Annotated in this window: 13 protein-coding genes and 1 pseudogene; 4 read left to right on the top strand and 10 right to left on the bottom strand. The window is 70.8% G+C overall.

The annotated features are described in order from the left end of the window. The first annotated feature begins 199 nt into the window (after positions 1-199). The 3 genes from NK718_RS21605 to NK718_RS21595 all read left to right on the top strand — a co-directional run bounded on the left by NK718_RS21605 (position 200) and on the right by NK718_RS21595 (position 3545). On the top strand, positions 200-1135 hold the full coding sequence (locus NK718_RS21605; RefSeq protein WP_254746673.1) for a DUF2950 domain-containing protein: 936 nt from the start codon (positions 200-202) through the stop codon (positions 1133-1135). Between the two features lie 101 nt (positions 1136-1236). Further along, complete coding sequence (locus tag NK718_RS21600; RefSeq protein WP_254746670.1) at positions 1237-2157, top strand: PCC domain-containing protein; 921 nt, start codon at positions 1237-1239, stop codon at positions 2155-2157. Then, positions 2154-3545 (top strand): porin, encoded by a 1392-nt coding sequence (locus NK718_RS21595; protein WP_254746667.1) that lies wholly within the window; start codon positions 2154-2156, stop codon positions 3543-3545. The genes NK718_RS21600 and NK718_RS21595 overlap by 4 nt, the downstream gene beginning before the upstream one ends. A 3-nt stretch (positions 3546-3548) precedes the next feature. Here NK718_RS21595 and NK718_RS21590 read toward each other — a convergent pair whose 3' ends face one another. The 3 genes from NK718_RS21590 to NK718_RS21580 form a co-directional block, all read right to left on the bottom strand. Then, positions 3549-5177 (bottom strand): ABC transporter permease, encoded by a 1629-nt coding sequence (locus tag NK718_RS21590; protein WP_254746664.1) that lies wholly within the window; start codon positions 5175-5177, stop codon positions 3549-3551. A gap of 137 nt (positions 5178-5314) precedes the next feature. After that, positions 5315-6334 carry a Fe(3+) ABC transporter substrate-binding protein gene (locus NK718_RS21585; protein WP_254746661.1) on the bottom strand — a complete coding sequence of 340 codons (1020 nt, stop codon included), beginning with the start codon at positions 6332-6334 and terminating at the stop codon, positions 5315-5317. A 197-nt stretch (positions 6335-6531) separates the two neighbouring features. Next, positions 6532-6993 (bottom strand): hypothetical protein, encoded by a 462-nt coding sequence (locus NK718_RS21580; protein ID WP_254746658.1) that lies wholly within the window; start codon positions 6991-6993, stop codon positions 6532-6534. Between the two features lie 103 nt (positions 6994-7096). Between NK718_RS21580 and gyrA the strand changes: the two genes are divergently transcribed. Continuing rightward, positions 7097-9901, top strand: a complete 2805-nt coding sequence (gene gyrA, locus NK718_RS21575) for a DNA gyrase subunit A (protein ID WP_254746655.1) — start codon at positions 7097-7099, stop codon at positions 9899-9901. 415 nt (positions 9902-10316) lie between these two features. On the opposite strand, the gene NK718_RS21570 is transcribed toward gyrA, so the two are convergent. The 7 genes and pseudogenes from NK718_RS21570 to NK718_RS21540 form a co-directional block, all read right to left on the bottom strand. After that, the gene (locus NK718_RS21570; protein WP_254746652.1) at positions 10317-11111 is read right to left on the bottom strand and encodes an MBL fold metallo-hydrolase; all 795 of its coding nucleotides are present in this window, start codon (positions 11109-11111) and stop codon (positions 10317-10319) included. Beyond that, positions 11108-11914: a TatD family hydrolase gene (locus NK718_RS21565; protein ID WP_254746649.1), complete on the bottom strand. Its 807-nt coding sequence runs from the start codon at positions 11912-11914 to the stop codon at positions 11108-11110. Before NK718_RS21565 ends, NK718_RS21570 begins: the two co-directional genes overlap by 4 nt. A gap of 13 nt (positions 11915-11927) precedes the next feature. Next, positions 11928-13490: a methionine--tRNA ligase gene (gene metG / locus NK718_RS21560; protein ID WP_254746646.1), complete on the bottom strand. Its 1563-nt coding sequence runs from the start codon at positions 13488-13490 to the stop codon at positions 11928-11930. A 28-nt stretch (positions 13491-13518) separates the two neighbouring features. Further along, entirely contained in the window at positions 13519-14589 is a 1071-nt protein-coding gene (locus NK718_RS21555; protein WP_254746643.1) for a DNA polymerase III subunit delta', read from the bottom strand. Continuing rightward, positions 14589-15248, bottom strand: coding sequence for a dTMP kinase (tmk, locus tag NK718_RS21550; protein ID WP_254746640.1), 660 nt, complete (start codon positions 15246-15248; stop codon positions 14589-14591). Before tmk ends, NK718_RS21555 begins: the two co-directional genes overlap by 1 nt. Beyond that, positions 15245-16462 (bottom strand): D-alanyl-D-alanine carboxypeptidase family protein, encoded by a 1218-nt coding sequence (locus tag NK718_RS21545; protein ID WP_254746693.1) that lies wholly within the window; start codon positions 16460-16462, stop codon positions 15245-15247. The genes tmk and NK718_RS21545 overlap by 4 nt, the downstream gene beginning before the upstream one ends. Before the next feature lie 106 nt (positions 16463-16568). After that, a pseudogene (locus NK718_RS21540) lies at positions 16569-16845 on the bottom strand (hypothetical protein); the annotation flags it as partial.

Below are 16845 nucleotides of genomic sequence, written 5' to 3'. Positions count from 1 at the left end.
GCCGCGCCCCGGCGGAGGCGGCATGGGAGGCGGCATGGCCCGCCCGGCCGGCGGGGCGCGTCCCGCCCTGGGTGGTGGCGGTGGGCGTGGCGGCGGCGGCGGCGGTCGTGGCGGCGGCAGGCGCTGAGCGCGCGACGGCTTCCCGGCGCGGGGGCGCGACGCCCCCCCGCTTTCGACGGATCTTCTGGGAGCTTCCCACATGAACGCGACGACATTTCACTTCCGCGCCCAAGTCCGCGCCGGGGTCCGCGCTTTCGCCGCGCTGGCGGCGCTCGGCTTCGCGGCGTGCTCGCCCGCCGGGGCGCAGGAGCGCTTCCCGACGCCGGAGGCGGCGGCGCAGGCGCTGATCGAGGCGGCCAAGGCGAAGACGCCCGGGTTCGTCGACCGCATCTTCGGCCCCGGGGCCGCCAAGGTTCTGGCTGACCGCGACCCCGACGAGAACGCGCGCAACCTCGCCGCCTTCAACGCCGCCGCGGCGGAGTCCAATACGCTGGCGGCGAAGTCGGACACGGCGCGCACGCTGCGCCTCGGCGCCAGGGGCTACGACTTCCCCGTGCCCATCGTGAAGCGGGGCGACGCGTGGGTGTTCGACCTCGCGGCCGGCCGCGAGGAGATCGAGAACCGGCGCATCGGCCTGAACGAGCTGAGCGCCATCGAATCCTGCCGCGCCTACGTCCAGGCGCAGCGCGAGTACTACCGGATGGACCCGGACGGCGACGAGGTGCAGTCCTACGCCATGCGCATCGTCAGCTCGCCGGGACGGCGCGATGGCCTGTACTGGCCGCCGGCGACGCAGAACGACCTCAGCCCGCTCGACGACCGCTACAACGAGGCGATGCGCGCGCGCGGAGGGCAGTCGGGGCCCGCGCCCTACCAGGGCTACTACTTCCGCATCCTCAAGGGGCAGGCGCGCTCCGCCCCCGGCGGCGCGTACGACTATGTCATCAACGGCAGGATGATCGCCGGCTTCGCCCTCGTCGCCTATCCGGCGCAGTGGGGCAAGACGGGGGTGATGACCTTCATCTGCAACCAGCAGGGCCGCGTCTACCAGCGCAATCTCGGGCCGAACACGGCGAAGATCGGCGCGGTCATGCGCCTCTACGATCCGGACAAGGGCTGGACCCTCGTCGAGTGAGCGGCGCGGCGCTGGCAAGCCCGGGGCGATTTCGGGTAGAGCAGGGGCGTGGGCGGCCGGCGGGCCGTTCCGCGCCCCCCGCATTCCGATCGGACCCGCTGATGACGTCGACCGTTTCACCTTCGCCCCAGTCTCCCTCGCAGAGGACGATCAGGCAGCCCGGCCCGGCCGCGGCCGAGCGCATCGTCGCCGTCGAGGCGCGCGGGCGCGACATCGCGTTCGACCTTGAACCCGGCCGGCTTCTCGTCGAGGCGGTGCGCGAGGGGCTCGCCGCGCACGGGTTCTCCGCCGGCGTGGTGGAGCTGGGCGCGGTCGCCCTGTCTCCCTTCGCCTATGTGATGCCGGCGCTGTCGACGACCGGGGAGAACGCCGCGTTCTACAGCGAGGTGTTCCGCCCGGCCGGCGTGACGCGCCTGGAGCGGGGCGCGCTGACTTTCGGCGAGCGCGACGGCGGCGCGTTCTTCCACTGCCATGCGCTGTGGGCGGAGTCCGATGGGCGCGTCAATGGCGGCCACCTGATGCCCGGCGAAACGGTGGTGGCCGAGCGGGCACGGGTGACGGCGCTGGGCCTCGCCGGCGCGGGCTTTTGCGCCGTGCAGGACCCCGAGACCAATTTCAAGCTGTTCGAGCCCGCGCCTTTGGGCGGCCCAGCCCCTTCGGGCGAGGGGACGCGCGCGCTGGCGCTGCGGATGCGGCCCAACCAGGACCTGTTCGGCGCGCTGGAGGCGTTCTGCGCCGCGCGCGGCATCCGCGCCGCCCGCATTCGCGGCGGTGTCGGCAGCACCATCGGCGCGCGTTTCGAGGACGGGCGGGTCGTCGAGAACTTCGCTACCGAGGTCTATATCGTGGACGGCGACATCCGGCCGGGCGCGGACGGACGCCCCATCGCGACCATCGACGTCGGCCTCGTCGACTACAAGGGCGGCATCGCGCGCGGGCGGCTGAAGCGCGGCGACAACCCCGTGCTGATGACGTTCGAGCTGGCGCTCGAGGTCGTCGACGGGGAGGGGAGGTCGGGGTGAGACGGATCGCCTGGGGGCTTCTTCTTCTGCCCGCCGTGCTGCCGGCCTGGTCGGCGCGGGCCGGCGACCTGCCCGCCGGCAAGGCGCGGCCGGCGAGCTTCCTGGCGCTGTGCGCGCCCGCCGCCGCCGACGATTCCGACGACGACGATTCCGACGACGACTCGGACTCCGGCCCGAGCGCCGCGAAAGCGTCAGGCAAGGGCTCCGCCAGCGCGTCCGGCAAGGGATCGGGGAAAGGCGCGAAGTCGACGAAGAGCCTCGACCGGTCGAATTATTTCCGCGTGCCGGGCTGGGACAGCTGCCTCGCCATCGGCGGCGAGATCGAGGTCGACGGCCAGGTCAACCAGGCCTATTCGCGGCGCACCAACGCGCTCAGCTCGAGCGTGATCGGCCGCATCGCCATCGACAGCCTCACCACCACCGAGTTCGGCGACCTGCGGGCTTTCGTGCGCCTGCCGGTGACCTACAGCAGCGGCCTGACCACGCTGCAGGGACCCTCGACCTCGGTCGACGTCGACTACGCCTTCATCACCTGGAACACGCTGACCTTCGGCTACGCCGACTCCGTGTTCAACTTCTACAACAATGCCCTGAACATCGGCACGCTGCGCGGGCCGGCGCTGTCGGCCACCATCGCCCGCTACAAGACCACCTTCGGCAACGGTTTCACCTTCTCGGTGTCGATGGAGATGGGGGCGACGGAAAAGCCCACCGGTATCCCGGACCCGGGCAACTCCATCGTCCTCGACGCCATTCCGCAGCCGGCCGGCACGATCTGGCCGGACCCGGTGACCGCCCTGCAGCTGGACCGGGACTGGGGCTCCGCCATCGTGGCGGGGGCGCTTCACCAGGTGCGCTCGCCGCTGGGCGCGGGCGGTGGCGCGTGGGGCGGGGCGGCGATGGTCGGCCTCAACCTCAACACGCCGTGGACCGGCGACGACGACGAGATCTGGCTGCAGGGCGTGGGGGCGTGGGGCGCCTCCACCTATCTCGGCTTCGGCCGCGCCGCGCTGATCGGCAATCTCGGCTTCGCGGTCGCCGACTCCGTCACCACGATCGGGGGCCGGCTGATCCCCAGCCGCGGCGCGGCGATCACGGGCGGCTGGTCGCACGATCTCAACGACACGTGGAACGTCAGCCTGTTCAGCTCGTGGGCGACGTTCGACCCGCGCGCCGACCTGCCGGCGCGGCCCTTCGTGCGCAAGTTCAACGAGCTGCGCATCGGCTCCGACCTCACCTTCGCGCCCTTCGACGACTTCTCGATCACGGGCGAGGTGATGTGGGGCCGCATCTCCAGCAGCGTGCCGACCCCGGCGCTGGACGGGCTGAAGCTGGAAACCTCGTCGAACGCCTGGCAGGGGACGGTGCAGCTCCTGCGCACGTTCTGACGCTCAGCGCGGCGCGAGCCCGGACGGGTCCTCCAGCGCGAAGGCTTCGGCGGGCTCGGCCGGCCCGCGCTGGCCGCCGGGCGCGGAGAGGCGCAGCATCAGCAGCACCGGCGCGAGGCCGGCGAGGACGATGGCCAGCGCGGCCAGCGCGCCGTCCTCGAACACGCCGCGCGCCGCCTGCGCGTAGACGGCGGTCGCCAGCGTGTCGGCGTTGAGCGGACGCAGCAGCAGCGTCGCCGGCAGCTCCTTCATGGCGTCGACGAAGACGAGCAGCGCCGCCGAGGCCAGCGCCGGGCGGGCGAGGGGCAGGTGGATCAGCCGCAAGATCTCGCCGGGCCGCCGGCCCAGCGTCCGCGCCGCGTCGTCCATGTGGGTGGAAATGCGGCTCATGCCGCTCTCGATGCCGCCGGCGGCGATGCCGAGGAAGCGTACGGTGTAGGCGACGACCACCGCCGCCCCGGACCCGGTGAGGATGAGGCCCGGCGACACGCCGGTCATCGCGCGGATCGCGTTGGCGAGCGCGTTGTCGACGGTGGCGAGCGGCGTCAGCAGCCCCACGGCGAGCACCGTGCCCGGCATGGCGTAGCCCAGCGACGCCACGCGGGCGAGCGCCGCCACCTTGCGCCCGCGCACCATCCGCACGGCGGCGGCCACCACCGCGCCGAGCACGAGCACCAGGCACGTCGCCGCCGCCGCGTAGGCGAGGGTGAGGCCGAGCGCGTGCCAGAATTCGGCCGGGACGCCCTTGCGCAGCGTGCGCGACACCGCCTCGCGCACCAGCAGCGCGGCGGGGATGGCGAAGCCGACGACCACCGGCAGCGCGCAGGCCAACGCGGCCGCGAAGCCCGCGCCGCCGGAGAGCGCCAGCGGCGTCGCCTGGCGCGGGCGCTTCACCGAGGCTGTGAAGCCGCGCGCGCCGCGCGCCCGGCGCTCCAGCCAGAGGATGACGGCGACGACCGCCAGCATCACGCAGGCGATCTGCGCCGCGCCCTCGAGGCTGTTGCGGTTCACCCACGTCGTGTAGATCGAGACGGTCAGCGTGCGCACGCCGAGATATTCCGACGCGCCGATGTCGTTCAGCGTCTCCAGCAGCGCCAGCGACAGGCCGAGCGCCAGAGCGGGGCGGGCGAGGGGCAGCGCCACGGCGCGGAACAGTTCCCACGGGCGCGCGCCGAGCGTGCGCGCCACCTCGATGAGGTTGGCGCTCTGCACCGAAAACAGCGCTCGTGCGGTCATGTAGACATAGGGGTAGAGCACGAAGCCGAGCACGAGCACCGCGCCGGGCAGCGAGCGGATCTCCGGGAACCAGTAGTCGGCGCGCGAGCGCCATCCGAACAGCGCCCGCAGGCCGCCCTGCACCGGGCCGAGCGGCTCCAGGATCTCCACGTAGACATAGGCGACGATGTAGGCCGGCATGGCGAGCGGCAGGATCAGCGCCATGGCGAGCGCGCCGCGGCCGGGGAAGCGGTAGGCCGTCACCAGCCACGCCGTGCCGACGCCGACCACCGAGACCAGCACGGCGACGCCGGCCAGCAGCATCGCCGTCTGCGCCATCGCGTCCGGCAGCACGTTGCGCGCCACGTGCTCCAGCGTCGACGCGTCGCCGCCCAGCGCGATGAGGGCGAGCGACACCAATGGCGCCGCGACCAGCGCGGCGGCGAGCGCCGCGCCAACGGCCAGCCGCCGCAGCGTGGCGCTCGACGACGAGCGCCCGGCGCGTAAAACGCCGGGCGTCGCGGGGCCGCGGGGGGCCGGAGCGGGCAGGGAGCTCAGTTGTCGAACCCGACGCGGTCGACGAGCTCGCTCGCCGTCTTGCGGTTGCGGGCGATGTCGGCGAGCGACAGCGAATCCGGCTTGATCGGGCCGAACAGCTTCTCGGTGTTGCCGTCCGGCACGCTGGCGCGGACCGGGTACTCGTAGTTCACGTCGGCGACGAGCTTCTGGGCGGCGTCGGAGGTCATGAACTCGATGAACTGCACGGCCTCGGCCTTGTGCGGCGCGTACTTCGCCACCGCCGCGCCGGAGATGTTGACGTGGGCGCCGCCGCCGGCGAACGAGGAGTCGAGCACCTTCACGGCCTCGCCCCAGGCGCGCTGCCCGGCGTCCGGATCGTTGCGCAGCAGGCCGACATAATAGGTGTTGCCGACGCCGATGTCGCAGACGCCCGCGAGGATGTCCTTGGCGACCTCGCGGTCGCCGCCCGAGGGCTTCTTGGCGAGGTTGGCCTTGACGCCCTTCAGCCACTCGGCGGTCTTCTCAGCGCCGTGGCGGGTGACCATCGCGGCGATCAGCGACACGTTGTAGGGGTGCTGGCCGGAGCGGATGCAGACGCGGCCCTTCCACTTGGGATCGGCGAGCTCCTCGTAGGTGATGGCGTCCTGCTTCACCCGCTCCTTCGAGGCGTAGACGACGCGCGAGCGCAGCGTCGTGGCGAACCACGCGCCGTTCGGGTCGCGCAGCTGCGCGGGCACGTTGGCGGTCAGCGTGGGCGAGGAGACGTTCTGCGTGATGCCCATGTCGGCGGCGTTGACGAGCCGCGCGGCGTCGACCAGCACGATGACGTCGGCCGGCGAATTCTGCCCCTCGGCCCTGACGCGCTCCTCGAGCCCGTTCTGCAGGAACACGGCGTTGACCTTGACGCCGGTGGCCTTGGTGAAGGCCTCGAACACGGGCTTGATGAGGTCCGGCTCGCGCGAGGTGTAGACGTTGACCTCGGCGGCCATGGCGGGCACCGCGCCGGCCAACCCGAGCGCGGCGGCGGCGAGGGCGAAGGACTTCGACAGCTTCATTTCAATCTCCGGGACACGGGGTTCAAGGCCCCGCCAGGATGGTTTCGACGCGCCCTTGTGGCGGTTGCGGCGCGGCCGGTCAACAAAAAACCTCGCAAAAACAATAGTTTATAGGTTTTCTAAACTAGGAAAGAGCCGTGGCGAGCGTCGACAGGCGAGGGCGGCGAGGGAGGGCCGGAGCGCTCGGGCGGCCGAACTCAGCGAGAATTTCGGATGCGCCACAACTCGGTGGCCTGGCACACGCGGCCCGGCTGGCCGAACTGATCGGAGAGACCCGACGCTTGCCGAAGGATTTCCAGAAGGTGAGGGTTCTCGTCGATGTACTGGTCCCACAGGCGCAAATACAGGGCGGCGACCTCCTCGGCATTCACGGCTCGCCGGCCTTTCGCCTTCCGCCAGGGGAGGCCGGTCGAGCCGTCGGCGAAGACCTTGGCCGACTGGTACTGGACCTCGATGGAGCGTCCGTTGACCTCGGCATAGAGCGCGGAGAATCGCCTGTCCCCACGCGACGAGCACTCCAGAAACGGTGGAGAGCCATGCTGGATCATCTGGTCGCCCTTAAATCGTTTCGCTGCATTGAATAAGGAGTTCATGAACCCCGAAGCCGCAGCGCCGGGCGGGCTGTCTCCCGCTGCCGCGCGCCGCAATTCGGACATCATTGCAAGTAACTGAAATCACGCAAGAATTTCGTTCGGTAAAGGGTGGCGTTCCGGCTCGGAATCGCGTATGAGGAGGCACCGAAAACAGCACCGGACGAGCATTTTGGCCGACGACGATACAAAGGGCCCCGCGGGCGGCGGCGAGGGGCAGGACATCCGTCCCGTCTCCATCACCGACGAGATGAAGCGCAGCTATCTCGATTACGCCATGAGCGTGATCGTGTCGCGCGCCCTGCCGGACGCTCGCGACGGCCTCAAGCCCGTTCATCGCCGCATTCTCTACTCGATGAACGAGAACGGCTATTTCCCGGACCGGCCGTACCGCAAGTCCGCCCGCGTGGTCGGCGACGTCATCGGTAAGTACCACCCGCACGGCGACCAGTCGATCTACGACGCGCTGGTGCGCATGGCGCAGGACTTCTCGATGCGCCTGCCGCTGGTGGACGGGCAGGGCAATTTCGGCTCGGTCGACGGCGACCCGGCGGCGGCCATGCGCTACACCGAGGTGCGCCTGGCGCGCCCGGCCATGGGCCTGCTCGAGGACCTCGACAAGGACACGGTCGACTTCCAGCCCAACTATGACGGCTCCGAGCACGAGCCGCGCGTGCTGCCGGCGCGCTTCCCGAACCTGCTCGTCAACGGGGCCGGCGGCATCGCCGTCGGCATGGCGACCAACGTGCCGCCGCACAATCTCGGCGAGGTGATCGACGGCTGCGTCGCCTATATCGAGAACCCGGAGATCGACGTCGCCGAGCTGATGGAGTTCGTCCCGGGACCGGATTTCCCCACCGGCGGCTCCATCCTGGGCCGGGGCGGCATCCGCAACGCCTACCACACGGGCCGCGGCTCCATCATCATGCGCGCCCGCACGGCGATCGAGCAGACGCGCAAGGATCGCGAGGCGATCATCGTCACGGAGATCCCGTACCAGATCAACAAGGCGACCTTGATCGAGAAGATCGCCGAGCTGGTGCGCGAGAAGCGGATCGAGGGCATCTCGGACCTGCGCGACGAGTCCGACCGCGACGGCATGCGCATCGTCATCGAGATCAAGCGCGACGCCATGGCCGACGTGGTGCTGAACCAGCTGTGGCGCTACACGGCGCTGCAGTCGAGCTTCGGCGCCAACATGGTGGCGCTGAACGGCGGGCGGCCGCAGCTTCTCAACCTCAAGGACATGATCCAGGCCTTCGTCGACTTCCGCGAGGAAGTCGTCAGCCGCCGCACGCGCTATCTGCTCGGCAAGGCCCGCGACCGCGCCCACGTGCTGGTCGGCCTCGCCATTGCCGTCGCCAATATCGACGAGGTGATCCACACCATCCGCACCGCGCCGGACGCCAACGCGGCGCGCGAGGCGCTGATGACGCGCGACTGGCCGGCCATGGACGTCGCGCCGCTGATCGCGCTGATCGACGACCCGCGCCACCGCGTCGCCGAGGACGGCACCTACCGCCTGTCCGAGGCGCAGGCCCGCGCCATCCTCGAGCTGCGGCTCGCCCGCCTCACCGCGCTCGGCCGCGAGGAGATCGCCGACGAGCTGAACAAGCTCGCCAGCGAGATCGCCGACTATCTCGACATCCTGCGTTCGCGCGCCCGCATCCTCGGCATCGTCCGGCAGGAGCTGGAGGAGCTGAAGGCCGCGCACGCCACGCCGCGGCGCACGGTGATCGTCGACTTCGACTCCGACGTCGACGACGAGGACCTCATCCAGCGCGAGGACATGGTCGTCACCGTCTCGCACGAGGGCTACATCAAGCGCGTGCCGCTCTCGACCTACCGGGCGCAGCGGCGCGGCGGCAAGGGCCGCTCGGGCATGCAGACGAAGGAGCAGGATTTCGTCTCCCGGCTCTTCGTCGCCTCGACCCATACGCCGGTGCTGTTCTTCTCGTCGCGCGGCCAGGTCTACAAGGAAAAGGTCTGGCGGCTGCCGCTGACCGCGCCGCAGGCGCGCGGCAAGGCGCTCGTCAACATCCTGCCGCTGCAGAACGGCGAGCGCATCACCACCATCATGCCGCTGCCGGAGAACGAGGACGACTGGGCGACGCTCGACGTCATGTTCGCCACCGCGTCCGGCGGCGTCAGGCGCAACAAGCTGTCCGACTTCGTCAACGTCAACAAGGCCGGCAAGATCGCCATGAAGCTCGACGAGGGCGACGCCATCGTCGACGTGCAGATCTGCCGCGAGGACGACAACGTCCTGCTGACGACGGCGCGCGGCCAGTGCATCCGCTTCTGCGTCGACGACGTGCGCGTCTTCAAGGGCCGCGACTCGACGGGCGTGCGCGGCATCGCGCTGGCGAAGGACGACGTCGTCATCTCGCTGGCGATCCTGCGCCACGTCGTGGCGACGCCCGACGAGCGCTATGCCTTCATCCGCATGCGCCGCGCCATGGGCGGCGAGACGGTGGAGGAGGGCGCCGAGACGCCCGAGACGGCGGGCGAGGAGGCTTCGGCCGACACCGGCGCGGGCACCCTCGCCCAGGAGCGCTACGTCGAGCTCTCGGCCAACGAGCAGGTCATCCTCACCGTGTCGCAGAACGGCTACGGCAAGCGCACCTCGGCCTACGAGTTCCGCGTCACGGGCCGCGGCGGCAAGGGCATCGTCGCCATGGCGGTGAACGACCGCAACGGGCCGCTCGTCGCCTCGTTCCCGGTTGAGGAGAGCGACCAGATCATGCTCGTCACCGACGGCGGGCAGCTCATCCGCTGCCCGGTGGCCGGCATCGGCGTCAAGGGACGCGGCACGCAGGGCGTCATCGTGTTCGACACGGCCGAGGACGAGAAGGTCGTCTCGGTCGAACGCATCACCGACGACGGCAGCGCGAGCGACGAGGACCTCGGCGACGACGCGGCCAACGGCGACGCGCCGGACGGCGAGCCGGGCGACGAAGGCCCGGCGACGGAGTGAGGCTGTTTCGGCCCGGCGCGACCGGGCCGAAGCCGCCGGCGTGATCCGGATCGGGACCGTCGGCGCTGGTCGCGGAACGGTCCCGCGTAGGAGTGGTCTGGCCGAAGGCCGATGCCCAGGATCGCGATGCCGGCAATAGCTTTGCCGGTCACCGAGCGAGCCGGCCGCGATCCGGCGCGACGGCGGACCCGGCATTGCCCGATCGGGAGCTTTCGGTTCAGCGCGAGCTTTCGTTCGTCGCGCGCCTCCATCGGCAGCTTCAGTCCGCCTCAGCTTTCAAGAGCTAGATCCTCCGGCGTCGCCAGGCGCCGTTCGGCGACGCGGATCGGCCCGGAGCGGGGCGCACTCCGTTCTGCATGTCCACGAGTCGCATAAGAGATATTATGGAACTCAAATCCGTCCGCCCTCGGGGCGGTCAGAAGTCCAGGGTCAGCCCGTCATAGGCCGCCACGACGTTCGGCGGCAGCTCGCGGCTCAGCGTGGCGTAGTCGAGATCGGTGTGCAGGTTGGTGACGACCGCCCGCGCCGGCTTCAGGCGGTCGATCCACGCCAGCGTCTCCGGCAGCGACAGATGCGTCGGGTGCGGCGTCGGCCGCAGCGCGTCGACGATCCACAGGTCGAGCCCCTGGAGCGCCGTCAGGCTCTCGTCGGGAATGGCGTTGAGGTCCGGCGTATAGGCCATGCCGCCGACGCGGAAGCCGAGCGCGTCGCGCTGGCCGTGATGAACCCGGATCGGCGTGGCGCTGATCGTGCCGCCCGGGCCTTCAATGTGGACGTCATGGCCCAGCACGATGCGGAACTCGCGCGCGATCGGAGGATAGTCGCTGCCGGGCGGCGACTCGAAGCAATAGCCGAACTTGCGCAGAATATCGCGCGACGTGTCCTCGTCCATGTACACCGGCATCACCCGGCGCATGTGGATGACCATCGGCCGCAGATCGTCCATGCCGTGCGTGTGGTCGGCGTGGTCGTGCGTCAGCAGCACGGCGTCGATGCGCTGGACCTCGGCGTCGAGCAACTGGTCGCGCAGGTCCGGCGAGGTGTCGACCAGCGCGGTGGTGCGTCCGTCCGGCCCGGCGCGCTCGACCAGGATCGAGCAGCGGCGGCGGCGGTTGCGCGGATTGGCGGGGTCGCAGCGGCCCCAGCCGCTGCCGACGCGCGGCACGCCCCCGGAGGATCCGCAGCCGAGCAGCGTCACCGAGAAGCTCACGCGGCGGCTCCGGTGACGGCGGGCACGAGGCCCCGCGCCTTGCTGAACAGGCGGAAGAAATTGTCGGTCGTCACGTTGGCCATCTCGTCCGCCGAGAGTCCCTTCACGCACGCCAAAACGCGATTGGTTTCAGCGACATAGGCGGGCTCGTTGCGCTTGCCCCTGAAGCTCTGCGGGGCCAGATACGGCGCGTCCGTCTCCACCAGCAGCCGGTCGAGCGGCACGTCGGCCGCGATGGCGCGCAGCTCGTCGGACTTCTTGAACGTCAGGATGCCGGAAAACGACACGTACAGCCCCAGCTCGACGCCCACCCGCGCCAGTTCGGGGCCCGACGAGAAGCAGTGCAGCACGGCCGCGAAACGCCCCTGCTCCATCTCCTCGCTCAGGATGCGGATCATGTCGTCGTCGGCCTCGCGGGCGTGGATCACCAGCGGGAGTCCGCTTGCGCGCGCCGCCGCGATGTGCGTCCGGAACACGCGCTGAGACACGTCGCGCGGACTGTAGCCGTAGTGGTAGTCGAGCCCCGCCTCGCCGATCCCGACGCAGCGCGGATGCCGCGCCAGCGCGACCAGCGTGTCGGCGGTCACGTCCGGCTCCTCGGCGGCGTTGTGCGGGTGCGTGCCCACCGTGCACAGCACGTCGGGATAGGTTTCGGCGAGCGCGCGGACCTGATCGAACTTCGCCACGTGCGTGGAGATGGTGAGCATCGCCCGAACCCCGGCGGCGCGGGCGCGCGCGACGACGGCGTCGCGCTCCGCCGCGAAGTCCGGAAAGTCCAGGTGGCAGTGGCTGTCGACGAGCATTTCTCTTACGATCTCAGGCGCTTGCCGCGTCTTGTTCAGCTTCCACGTAGCGCGGGAAGATGGGCGAGGGCGCGGGAAGCACGCTGCCCGCGGCGATGCGCCGCCCCTGCCCCACATGCGCGAGGTCGCGCGCGTTGGGCGACGTGCCGAGCAGGTCCAGCAGCTTGCCGGCGGCCTGCGGGATGACGGGCTGCGCGAGAATGCCGACGGCGCGCAACACTTCGGCGGTGACGTAGAGCACCGTGCCGAAACGCTCCGGATCGCTCTTGCGTTTCACCCACGGCTCCTCGGAGGCGAAATAGCGGTTGGCGTCGCCGACCACGCGCCACAGCTCCGCCAGCATGGTGTGGAGGGCGAAATCGTCCATCGCCGCCCTCGCCTTGTTCGGCAGCGCGTCGGCGGCGGCCAGCATGGCCTCGTCCGCCGGCGTCAGCGGCCCGGGCGACGGCACCCTGCCCTCGAGGTTCTTGGCGATCATCGACAGCGAGCGCTGCGCCAGGTTGCCGAGGTCGTTGGCGAGGTCGGCGTTGATGCGCGCGACGATGGCCTCGTGCGAATAGTTGCCGTCCTGCCCGAACGGCACCTCGCGCAGCAGGAAGTAGCGCAGCTGGTCGACGCCGTAATGCTGGGCCAGCGAGAACGGGTCGATGACGTTGCCGACCGACTTCGACATCTTCTCGCCGCGGTTGAACAGGAAGCCGTGCCCGAACACGCGCTTGGGCAGCGGCCAGTTGGCCGACATCAGGAAGGCCGGCCAGTAGACCGTGTGGAAGCGGACGATGTCCTTGCCGATGATGTGGACGTCGGCCGGCCAGAAGCGGGCGCGCGGCGCCGCCGCGTCCGGGTAGCCGGTGGCGGTGACGTAGTTGGTGAGCGCGTCGACCCACACATACATGACGTGCTTGGGATCGCCCGGCACCGGGATGCCCCAGCTGAACGCCGTGCGGCTGACCGACAGGTCCTTCAGCCCCGAGCGCACGAAGCTCATGATCTCGTTGCGGCGCTCCTCCGGGAGGATGAAGTCCGGCTGGCTCTCGTAGAGCGCCAGCAGCCGGTCCTGGTAGGCCGACAGGCGGAAGAAGTAGCTCTCCTCCTCCACCCACTCGACCGGCGTGCCGGTGGGGCCGCGGCGCACGCCGTCCGGGCCGAGCACCGTTTCGTTCTCGGCGTAGTAGGCCTCGTCGCGCACCGAATACCAGCCGGCGTAGGACGCGAGGTAGATGTCGCCGGCCTCGCGCATGCGAGTCCAGATCTCGGCGCAGGTGCGGTAGTGCCGCTCCTCGGTAGTGCGGATGAAGTCGTCGTTCGAGGCGTTCAGCGCCGCGCCCATGGCGCGGAAATTGCCGGCGTTGCGGTCGGCCAGCTCGCGCACCGGCACGCCCTCGCGCTGCGCCGTCTGCAGCATCTTCTGGCCGTGCTCGTCGGTGCCCGTCAGGAAGAAGACGTCGTAGCCGTCGAGGCGCTTGAAGCGCGCGATGGCGTCGGTGGCGATCAGCTCGTAGGCGTGCCCGATATGGGGCGTGCCGTTGGGATAGGAGATCGCGGTCGTGATGTAGAATGTGGGCTTTTCAGCCATAACCGCCTCGAAAATCGTGGAAACGTCCTCACCCGGCGCGCGAGGCGCGGAGCGCATCGGCAAGGTCGGTGAAGATCGTCAGAACCAGCGCCCTGCGGTCCAGATTATAGCTGGCAGTTTCGCGGACGGCGCGGGCGATCTTGTCCCACACCTCCGCCAGGGGCGCAAGGCGCGCCGGCCCCTCCTCCGCCTGCGCATGCAGCCGCTCGGAGAGCCAGGCGAACACGGTCTCGATCGCCGTGTCGTAGGCCGCCTCGTTGGCCCGGCCGGCCAGCCCCTCGGCGATGGCGTGAACGTCCTTCCAGTCCAGCGTGGGCAGGCGCTCCAGCGCGGCGCGGATGTGCTCGACGATGGCGAGCGTGTCCTCATCCAGCAGCTTGAACGCGCCGCGCACCGAGCCGTCGGCCACGGCGGCGGCGCGCCGGACCGTCGCCGGGTCGAACGCGCCGGGCGCGACGGTCTCCACCGCCTCCGCGATCTCGGCCGGCGTCAGCACGCGGAACGGCGCGATGCGGCAGCGCGAGCGGATGGTCGGCAGCAGCCGGCCAGGCAAATGCGAGACGATGAGGAACAGCGAGCGGTCCGGCGGCTCCTCCACCACCTTCAGCAGCGAGTTCATGCCGGTCACGTTCATGTCCTCGACGCTGTCGACGATGCAGACGCGCCAGCCCCCCTCCCCGGCGGTCGAGCCGAAGAACGACACCGCCTTGCGCACCAGATCGCTCGGGATTTCCGTCGGGAGTCTCTTCTTCTCGGGGTTCCAGCGGCGGTTCAGCACGAACAGGCTGGTGTGGGACTGCGCCACGATGCGCCGCGCCGAGGGCGCGTCGGCGGGGACGGAGAGGTCGCGCGCGGCCTGCACCTGCGGCGCGCGGAAGTCCGGGTGCGAGAGCACGAACCGCGCCGCGCGGTAGGCGAAGGTGGCCTTGCCGACGCCCTCCGGCCCGGCGAGGATCCAGGCGTGCGGAAAGCGGCCGCTCTTGTAGGCGTCGAGGAACGCCGTTTCGGCGGCGGACTGGCCGATCAGCGCCGTCGTCTCGCGCGGATGCGGGAGGCCGGGAAGCCGGTCGACCTCCTGGATGTCGTCGGCCGCCGACATCACGCCGTCTCCCCAGCCAGAAGGCGGGACTCGACGGCGCGCCACACCGCTTCCGCCACCTCGTCCTCGCCGCCGGAGGCGTCGACCACGACGCAGCGCGCCGGTTCCGCCGCCGCGATGGCCAGGAAGTCGCGCCGCAGCGCCTCGTGGAACGCCAGGTCCTCCGCCTCGAAGCGGTCGACCGGCTCCGCCGCGCCGCGCCGCGCATGGGCGCGGGCGAGGCCCAGCTCGGCCGGCAAATCGAGCACCAGCGTCAGGTCCGGGCGCGTCTCGCCGACGACGATGCGGTCGAGCGCCGCCAGCACGGAGGCGTCGACGCCGCCGCGCGCGCCCTGGTAGGCGCGGGTGGAATCGAAGAAGCGGTCGCACACCACCCACGCGCCGCGCGCCAGCGCCGGGCGGATGGTGACGTCGAGATGGTCGGCCCGGGCCGCCGCGAACAAAAGCGCCTCGGCCAGCGGACCCAGCCGCCGCGCCGAGCCGGACAGGATGACGGCGCGGATCTCCTCGGCGCGCGGCGAGCCGCCGGGCTCGCGCGTCGCCACGACGGCGACGCCACGCTCGGCGAGGCGAGCGGCAAGACGCCGGATCTGGGTGGATTTGCCGGCCCCCTCCCCGCCCTCGAGCGTGACGAAGCGGCCGCGCCGCGCCTGCGTCATGAGCCTGATTTCTGGAAGCGGCCGCGCACGAAGCCGATGGCCAGTTCGCTCGCGGCGTCGAAGGCGCGGCGCGTGAGCTGCCCGGTTTCGGCGTCGGCGGCGGCGTAGAGCGGGATGTCGACCGCCTGCACGTCGCCGCGCTGGATCTTCAGCCGCGCGACCTGCGCGCCGGCGGCGACCGGGGGCCGCAGCGGCCCCACATAAACGACCCTGGCGACCAGCCTCTCGGATGCGCCGCGCGGCACCAGGATGCGCACCGGCCCCTTGGCCACCAGCGGCACGGACGACGGCTCGCCGCCAAACACCCGCGCCTCGCCGATCGTCGCGCCGGCGGGGAACACCTCCTTGCTCTCGAACGAGCGGAAGCCCCAGTTGAGGATGCGCCGCGCCTCCTCGGCGCGATCCTTAACGGTCTTGAGCCCGTTGACGACGACGATCAGCCGCTGCCCGTTCTGCACGGCGGAGCCGACCAGCCCGAAGCCGGAATCGCCGACATTGCCCGTCTTCAGCCCGTCCGCGCCGATATCCATGGTGAGCAGCGGGTTGCGGTTCTGCTGGCGAATCTTGTTCCAGGTGAATTCGCGTTGCGCGAAATATTTGTAGAGGTCCGGATAGGTCTGGATGACGTGGTTGGCGAGCAGCGCCAGCTCGCGCGCCGTCACCCGCTGGTCGGGCTCGGGCATGCCGGTGGCGTTGGTGAAGGTGGAGCGCGGCAGCCCCAGCTCGCGCGCCCGCGCCGTCATGCGGGTGGCGAACGCGCCCTCGCTGCCGGCGATGCCTTCCGCCACGGCGATGGCGGCGTCGTTGCCCGACATCACCGTGATGCCCTGGATGAGGTCGGACACCTTCACGCGGCTGTTGAGCACCGCGAACATCGACGACCCGCCGGAAGGTCCGCCGCCCCGCCGCCACGCGCTCTCCGAGATCGGGAACTCGTCGTCGAGCTTCACCTTGCCCTGTTTGATCTGGTCGAACAGGATTTCGACCGTCATCAGCTTCGCCATGCTGGCGGGCGTCATCAGCTCGTCGGCGGCCTTCTCGAACAGCACCGCGCCGCTGTCGGAATCGAGCAGCACCGCGTAGGGCGCGATGGTCTGGAAGCCCTGCTGCTGGGCGAAGGCGGCGCCGGCCGGCGCCAGCAGCGCCGCGAGCGCCAACGCGGCGCGCGCCAGCCAGGCGGCGGCAAGCCGAAGCGGGCCCCGGAGGCCCGCCATCTCGAAAACCGAATGAATCATCGCGGACCCGCCCATCGCGGGATCACATTGCGGTCGCCGGGGCCGGAAATCAACGGCCCGCGACGTCCCGTCGACGCGTGGAAGGTCAGCCGCGGTCGGGCTTGAGCGGAACGAAGTTCTGCTCGATCAGCGCGCCCAGCGGACCGGACTTGCTGAAGCCCTGCGTCAGCTCGGGCTCGGCCGGCGCGAAGAACAGGCCGGCGGACTGGGCGCTCGCCATGCGCATGGCGCTGCGCGGGATCGGCAGAGGCACGGCGGCCGGCGTGGGCGCCGGGGCGGCGGTGGCCGCTACCGGGCGCGCGGCGGGGCCGCGCAGGTCGAACGGGCGGTCGGGCGGCAGCGGCACGCCCGGGGCCGGGCGG

This window comes from Alsobacter ponti (assembly GCF_024294805.1).
Taxonomy (GTDB): Bacteria; Pseudomonadota; Alphaproteobacteria; order Rhizobiales; family Beijerinckiaceae; genus Alsobacter; species Alsobacter ponti.
This window is presented reverse-complemented; position numbering and strand designations above follow the sequence as displayed.

Bases quoted from the DNA above. Each gene is read 5' to 3' on its own strand.
- NK718_RS21605 (WP_254746673.1), top strand. From the start codon at position 200: ATGAACGCGACGACATTTCACTTCCGCGCCCAAGTCCGCGCCGGGGTC.
- NK718_RS21600 (WP_254746670.1), top strand. From the start codon at position 1,237: ATGACGTCGACCGTTTCACCTTCGCCCCAGTCTCCCTCGCAGAGGACG.
- NK718_RS21585 (WP_254746661.1), bottom strand. From the start codon at position 6,334: ATGAAGCTGTCGAAGTCCTTCGCCCTCGCCGCCGCCGCGCTCGGGTTG.
- NK718_RS21580 (WP_254746658.1), bottom strand. From the start codon at position 6,993: ATGATGTCCGAATTGCGGCGCGCGGCAGCGGGAGACAGCCCGCCCGGC.
- NK718_RS21565 (WP_254746649.1), bottom strand. From the start codon at position 11,914: ATGCTCGTCGACAGCCACTGCCACCTGGACTTTCCGGACTTCGCGGCG.
- metG (WP_254746646.1), bottom strand. From the start codon at position 13,490: ATGGCTGAAAAGCCCACATTCTACATCACGACCGCGATCTCCTATCCC.
- NK718_RS21555 (WP_254746643.1), bottom strand. From the start codon at position 14,589: ATGTCGGCGGCCGACGACATCCAGGAGGTCGACCGGCTTCCCGGCCTC.
- tmk (WP_254746640.1), bottom strand. From the start codon at position 15,248: ATGACGCAGGCGCGGCGCGGCCGCTTCGTCACGCTCGAGGGCGGGGAG.
- NK718_RS21545 (WP_254746693.1), bottom strand. From the start codon at position 16,462: ATGGCGGGCCTCCGGGGCCCGCTTCGGCTTGCCGCCGCCTGGCTGGCG.